General features: G+C 71.6%; 7 protein-coding genes. All 7 read right to left on the minus strand.

What is annotated here, in order from left to right; translation table 11 throughout:
- Positions 1-45: 45 nt before the first annotated feature.
- Positions 46-429, minus strand: a complete 384-nt coding sequence (rplL, locus tag ACFU7Z_RS34800) for a 50S ribosomal protein L7/L12 (protein WP_198959424.1) — start codon at positions 427-429, stop codon at positions 46-48.
- Positions 430-514: 85 nt separating this feature from the next.
- A complete protein-coding gene (gene rplJ / locus ACFU7Z_RS34805; RefSeq protein WP_045693068.1) occupies positions 515-1,078 on the minus strand; it encodes a 50S ribosomal protein L10 in 564 nt (187 codons plus the stop codon).
- A gap of 399 nt (positions 1,079-1,477) precedes the next feature.
- Complete coding sequence (locus ACFU7Z_RS34810; RefSeq protein ID WP_380782004.1) at positions 1,478-2,356, minus strand: hypothetical protein; 879 nt, start codon at positions 2,354-2,356, stop codon at positions 1,478-1,480.
- Between the two features lie 163 nt (positions 2,357-2,519).
- Entirely contained in the window at positions 2,520-3,437 is a 918-nt protein-coding gene (locus ACFU7Z_RS34815) for a hypothetical protein (RefSeq protein WP_074003976.1), read from the minus strand.
- A 104-nt stretch (positions 3,438-3,541) separates the two neighbouring features.
- Entirely contained in the window at positions 3,542-4,321 is a 780-nt protein-coding gene (locus ACFU7Z_RS34820; RefSeq protein ID WP_049651982.1) for a hypothetical protein, read from the minus strand.
- A 234-nt stretch (positions 4,322-4,555) separates the two neighbouring features.
- Positions 4,556-5,278, minus strand: coding sequence for a 50S ribosomal protein L1 (rplA, locus tag ACFU7Z_RS34825; protein ID WP_049651983.1), 723 nt, complete (start codon positions 5,276-5,278; stop codon positions 4,556-4,558).
- Between the two features lie 77 nt (positions 5,279-5,355).
- Positions 5,356-5,790: a 50S ribosomal protein L11 gene (gene rplK / locus ACFU7Z_RS34830; RefSeq protein WP_049651984.1), complete on the minus strand. Its 435-nt coding sequence runs from the start codon at positions 5,788-5,790 to the stop codon at positions 5,356-5,358.
- Between the last annotated feature and the right edge of the window lie 140 nt (positions 5,791-5,930).

Below are 5,930 nucleotides of genomic sequence, written 5' to 3' on the forward strand. Positions count from 1 at the left end.
AGGGTGATCGGCCCGGCTTCAGGCCCCCTCAGAGGGGGCGAGAAGTCACTTGACGGTGACCTTGGCGCCGGCACCCTCGAGGGCGGCCTTGGCCTTCTCGGCAACGTCCTTGGCAACCTTCTCCAGGACCTTGGCACCAGCGGTGTCAACGAGGTCCTTGGCCTCCTTCAGGCCGAGGGAGGTCAGGGTGCGCACCTCCTTGATGACCTGGATCTTCTTGTCGCCGGCACCATCGAGGATGACGTCGAACTCGTCCTGCTCCTCGACGGCCTCAACGGCGGCCGGGCCACCGGCGGCGGCAACGGCGACCGGGGCGGCAGCGGTGACGTCGAACTTCTCCTCGAAGGCCTTCACGAAGGCAGCGAGCTCGATGAGGGTGAGCTCCTCGAACTGCGCGAGCAGCTCGTCCTGGGTCAGCTTCGCCATGATGGCGTCCTTCCACTAAATCGGCAGGTGGTGCCGTATGTACGGGTTGGGCGGGCACGGGCCCGCAGCGAGGCGTGAGCCTGCCGAATTACTCGGCGGCCGCGTCCTCGGCGGCGGGAGCCGGCGTACCGGCACCGCCCTGCTCGACCTTGTCGCGCAGCGCGTCCACAGTGCGGACGAGCTTCGACGGCAGGGCCTGGAAGAGCGCGGCAGCCTGGGACTGCTTGGCCTTCAGGGCACCCGCCAGCTTGGCGAGCAGCACCTCGCGGGACTCGAGGTCCGCGAGCTTCTTGATCTCATCGGCGGACAGCGCCTTACCGTCAAGGACACCGCCCTTGATGATGAGAGCGGGGTTCTCCTTGGCGAAGTCACGCAGAGCCTTCGCCGACTCCACCGGGTCACCGGTGACGAAGGCGACAGCCGTCGGACCGTTGAACAGGTCGTCGAGCTCCGTGATCCCGACCTCATTGGCCGCAATCTTGGTCAGCGTGTTCTTCACCACGGCGTACTCGGCGTTGTCGCCGAGCGAGCGACGCAGGGTCTTGACCTGCTTCACCGAGAGACCGCGGTACTCGGTCAGCAGCGCCGCGGAGGAGCCACGGAACTTGTCCGTGATCTCGGCGACGGCGGCAGCCTTGTCGGGCCTGGCCATAGGCTTACGCCTCCTTCCGTGATGTCGAAGTCGGGCCGACCGCAAAAGTCGACCTGGGTCGCCGTGGACCGACTGGAGGGAAGGAAAGCTCCTGCGAAAACGCAATGAGCCCCGGTGCGCAGGGGCACGGGGCTCGTGACGACCTCGACGGGCGATCGCGCGAACGCGGACCCGGAAGTCGAAGCTCCAGACACACCTGCGCGGGCTGCCTGCGACGAAGCGCAGATCCTTCGGCCACCGATCCCTGACGGGCGCGGCGACAACCAGCGGTCTTTGGCTTCGGCAACAGTAACCGGAGCCCCTCACCAGGTGCAAATCGCCCTCGGACGGGGCATCCCCCGGGGTCGCCGCGGCACGGGTCGTCAGTGCGGCGGGCCGATGGGCCGGCGGGCCGACGGCTCAGCGGGCCAGCGGGGAGACCGTCCGGACGCCGGTGTCCACGGTGTCCGACTCGGCCGGGGCCTGCGCCGAGAGCAGCGCCCCGGCGAGGTCGGTGTAGAGCACCGAGTCGTCCTGCCGGCCGCTGTCCCCGGTGCCGGTCCGCTGGAGCCGGACCAGCTGGTCCTTGTCGTTGAGCCAGAGGTCCAGGGTGAGCGAGGCCGAGCCGCCGGGCGAGAGCGCGGCCCGCAGGCCGTCCCGGCGGGCCGCGGTCAGCTGGGCCTGGGCGGCCGCGTACTTCTCGGCGGTGGTGGCGACCCGGTAGTGCTCGACGGTCGAGTCCTCGAACTTCTCCTCGCCGACGAAGACCGGGTCCGTCCCCTCGGCGGTGGCCGCGGTCAGCGCCTCGACCGGGTTCAGCAGGTCGATCAGCCCGGCGTACGGGACCTCCTTGTGGCCGTCCGCGTCCGGCGGGACGGTGAAGCGCTCCCAGTGCCGGCCGCCCTGCCTGGCCGCGGTGGCGGCGTCCCCGCCCTGGTAGGCGACGGTGTCCACGACGATCAGCTGCTCGGCCTCGGCGGGGGTGGAGCGCTTGATCTGGAGCGCGGTCTTGGGCTGCCAGAACAGCGGGCCGGACCCGGCGTCCGGGCCGAGCCGGTAGCTGACCTTGGCCCGGCGGGCGGTCTGCATGGCCAGCTGGGCGGAGAGCAGCACCCCGTGCGGCGAGCGGTCGGTGGGCTTGGCCTGGGCGCTCGGGGAGGCGGTGGACGGCGAGGCGGTGCTCAGGCTCGGGCTGCCGGACGGCGTGGCGGACGTCTCCCCGTCCCCGCCGCACCCGCTCAGCCCGCTGGTCAGCAGGGCGACGACGGCCACCGCCGCCAAGCGCTGCCGTGCCGCCATCGTCCGTTCCCCTCTCGCCCGCCCCCGTCCGACGGCGGCCCCGTTCCGGCCACCTTGCCACCCGTCTCCGACCGGCCCGGTGGCGGCCCCCCTCGGGCGGGCGGGTCCACCGGGTCGGCCGAGCCCGGACCGGCGCCGGGGCTCCGGTCCGGGGCGGCGGGGATCAGCTGCCGGCGGCGGCCTTCTGGAGGTCGGCGAGGTCGATGTAGTCCACCGGGGTGGCGGCGATCACCGGGGTGCCGTAGTCCGAGTAGCTGACGGAGACGTTCACCGCGCCGACCTTGCTCTCGGCCTGCTCGGTCCGCTTGACCACGAGCTTGTCGGCGTCGACCCAGACGTCGACCTGCTCGCTGGCGATGCCGGCCGCGTCCAGGCCCTTCTTGATCCGGTCGGCCTGCGCCTGGGTGATGCCCTGGGTGGAGGCGATGGCCAGGTCCGCGGCGCTGATCACGCCGGAGTAGTGGGTGGTCGCCTTGCCGTTCACCGTCTCCGGGCCGACCTCGGTGACCTTGCCGCCGGCGATCAGCGTCCGGACGCCCTGCACCGGGTCCGCGCTCTGCAGCTGGTCGGTCGCACCGCCGGAGGCCTTGGCCATGTCGGCCATGGTGTAGCGCACCCAGCGCGGGCCGCTGTTCTGCAGCAGCTCCCCGCCGAGGCCCAGGAACACCGCGTCCTTGGTGTACAGGTAGTGCGCCTTCGGCCCGCCGGTGATCGGCGCCAGGACCTTGCCCAGCGGGGAGCCCGACAGGTCCATCGCGAGGTCGGCCTCCAGGCCGTCGGCCCAGGACAGCGCGCCCTGGCCCTTCATGGTGATCTCGCCGACCTGGATCAGCTCGTCGACCTTCGCCGACTTGGCCGCACCGGTCTTCTGGGTGACCTGCTCCAGGAAGACCGCCGGGCTGACCTTCTCCGGCTTCGCGCCGGTCGGGGCGGCGGCCGACGGGGTGGCCGGGGCGGCGGCCGTGGTCGGCGCGGCCGGGGCGGCGTTCTTGTCCGCCGACTTGTCGTTGTTGCACGCGGTCGCGGTCAGCGCCAGGGCGGCGAGGACGACGGTGACGGCGGCCTTGCGGGTTCCAGCCATGACTTCCCCCCTCGAAGAGCTGATTGTCAGCTCTTCTCATGCGTTTCTCATCCGGACTCTAACGGATCGCCGGAAGCCCCACGCGCCGGATATCCGCTCCCCCGTCACCCGCCGGCGGCGGGCGTCGCGTCCGCCGCTCCGGGAGCCGAGACATCGGTCGTGGTGACCGTGGTTCCCGCGCTCCCCCGGACCGTCTCGCGCAGCCGCAGCAGCTGCATGCCGGGGCCGACCCAGACGTCGTAGCCGATCGCCGTCACCCCGTGCCGCTGGTACCAGTCCAGCGTGGCGGCCCGCCGCTGCGGGCTCAACTCGTCGTCCTTGCCGAACAGTTCGGCCACCGGCGCGGAGCCCCGGTAGTGCGCCACGGTCACCCCGGCCAGCTGCTCGCCGCCGAGCGAGGTGAGCTTGACGCCCTGCGCGACCTCGTACGCCCGGCTGCCCGGGTTGGTGATCAGCGCGGTCGTCCAGCCGCCCGCGAAGCCCTCCGGGTCGGGGCCCGCCGCGGGGTCGACCGACTCGGCGGTGCTCCGCTCCGCGTGCTTGGCCGCGCCGCCCTGGTAGACGAGGTCGAGCGCGCCGTCCTTCACGGTCAGCCGTCCGGTGCCCAGCTCGTCGGTGACGGCCAGCCCGGCCTCGTCCGCGGCGCCCCAGACCAGGGAGCCGCTCGCGGTGCGCCGGCCGGCCGGGCCCTCCTGGACCACGTCGATCCGGGCGCCGCCGGCGTCGTCCAGCCCCTGCGCGGCCGAGAGCACCACCTGCTTGGGCGGCACCGGCGCGGGGCCCCCGGGGGTGCGGGTGGTCGGGACGGCCAGCAGGCTGCACCCGGTGGTGGTGAGCAGCAGCAGGGCCGCCACGAGAACGGTGGGGCGAGGGGCGGGCAGCACGGCACACTCCGGCGGTCACAGGTGCTCCACATGGTCTGACCGGCAGAGCGTACGACGGTTCGGCCCGTCGTTCCCATCCGCCGGTGTCCCGATCCGGCAACCGTTGCGGCCCGTCGGCCCGACCGGCCCGCGCCGGGCCCCGTACCGGCTCCTTCCCCGGGAACGACGGCGGGCCCGCACCCCCGGTGAAGGGGGTACGGGCCCGTCGTACGGACTGCTCTAGAGCACTGGGGCTCAGACCGCGGCCGGGTCCTCCTCGGCGAGGAGGTTGCGGGTGCGGTTCGGGTCCACCAGGACACCGGGGCCCATGGTGGTCGAGAACGCGGTCTTCTTGATGTAGCGGCCCTTGGCGGCGGACGGCTTGGCGCGGAGCACCTCGTCCAGCGCGGCGGCGTAGTTCTCGACCAGCTGCTCGTCGGTGAAGGAGGCCTTACCGATGATGAAGTGCAGGTTCGAGTGCTTGTCGACGCGGAACTCGATCTTGCCGCCCTTGATCTCGTTCACGGCCTTGGCCACGTCCGGGGTCACGGTGCCGGTCTTCGGGTTCGGCATCAGGCCACGGGGACCGAGCACGCGGCCGAGGCGGCCGACCTTGCCCATGAGGTCCGGGGTGGCGACGACGGCGTCGAAGTCGAGGCGGCCCTTGGCGACCTCGTCGATGAGCTCGTCGGAGCCGACGATGTCGGCGCCCGCAGCACGCGCGGCCTCGGCACGCTCGCCGGTCGCGAAGACCAGGACCCGAGCGGTCTTACCGGTGCCGTGCGGGAGGATCACGGTGCTGCGGACCATCTGGTCGGCCTTGCGCGGGTCGACGCCCAGACGCATGGCGACCTCGACGGTGCCGTCGAACTTGGTGGTGCTGGTCGCCTTGGCGAGGCGGACGGCCTCGAGGGGGGCGTAAAGGCGCTCGCGGTCGACCTGGGCGTCCGCGGCCTTCAGGGCCTTGCTGCGCTTCATGGCTGCTCCTGAATGATGAATGGAGTTGTGGTGTCACGGGCCTGCGCGGGCCCTACCACAGGGGACGAGAAGGGAACTCAGCCCTCGACGGTGATGCCCATCGACCGGGCGGTGCCGGCGATGATCTTCTCCGCGGCGTCCAGGTCGTTGGCGTTCAGGTCGGGCATCTTGGTCGTGGCGATGTCGCGGACCTGGGCGCTGGTGAGCTTGGCGACCTTGGTCTTGTGCGGCTCGCTGGAGCCCTTGTCGACACCCGCGGCCTTCAGGATGAGGCGCGCGGCCGGCGGCGTCTTCGTGATGAAGGTGAAGGAACGGTCCTCGTAGACCGTGATCTCCACCGGCACGATCATGCCGCGCTGCGACTCGGTCGCAGCGTTGTAGGCCTTGCAGAACTCCATGATGTTGACGCCGTGCTGGCCCAGCGCGGGGCCGACCGGCGGCGCCGGGTTGGCCGCACCGGCGTTGATCTGGAGCTTGATAAGCCCCGTGACCTTCTTCTTCTTGGGAGGCATGTCTCTCCGGGTCCTTCCGAGAGGTGATTGCTGGTGCGTGCGAAACCGGGGCGACACCCGGCCGCCAGCACACACATCGGACCAGGCTAACGCGTCAGCGCCGCTGGACCAAAACGGGTTCGGGGCGGAGGCTCCTCGCC

Origin of the sequence: Kitasatospora sp. NPDC057518 (genome assembly GCF_042802075.1) — a bacterium.
Classification (GTDB): domain Bacteria; phylum Actinomycetota; class Actinomycetes; order Streptomycetales; family Streptomycetaceae; genus Kitasatospora.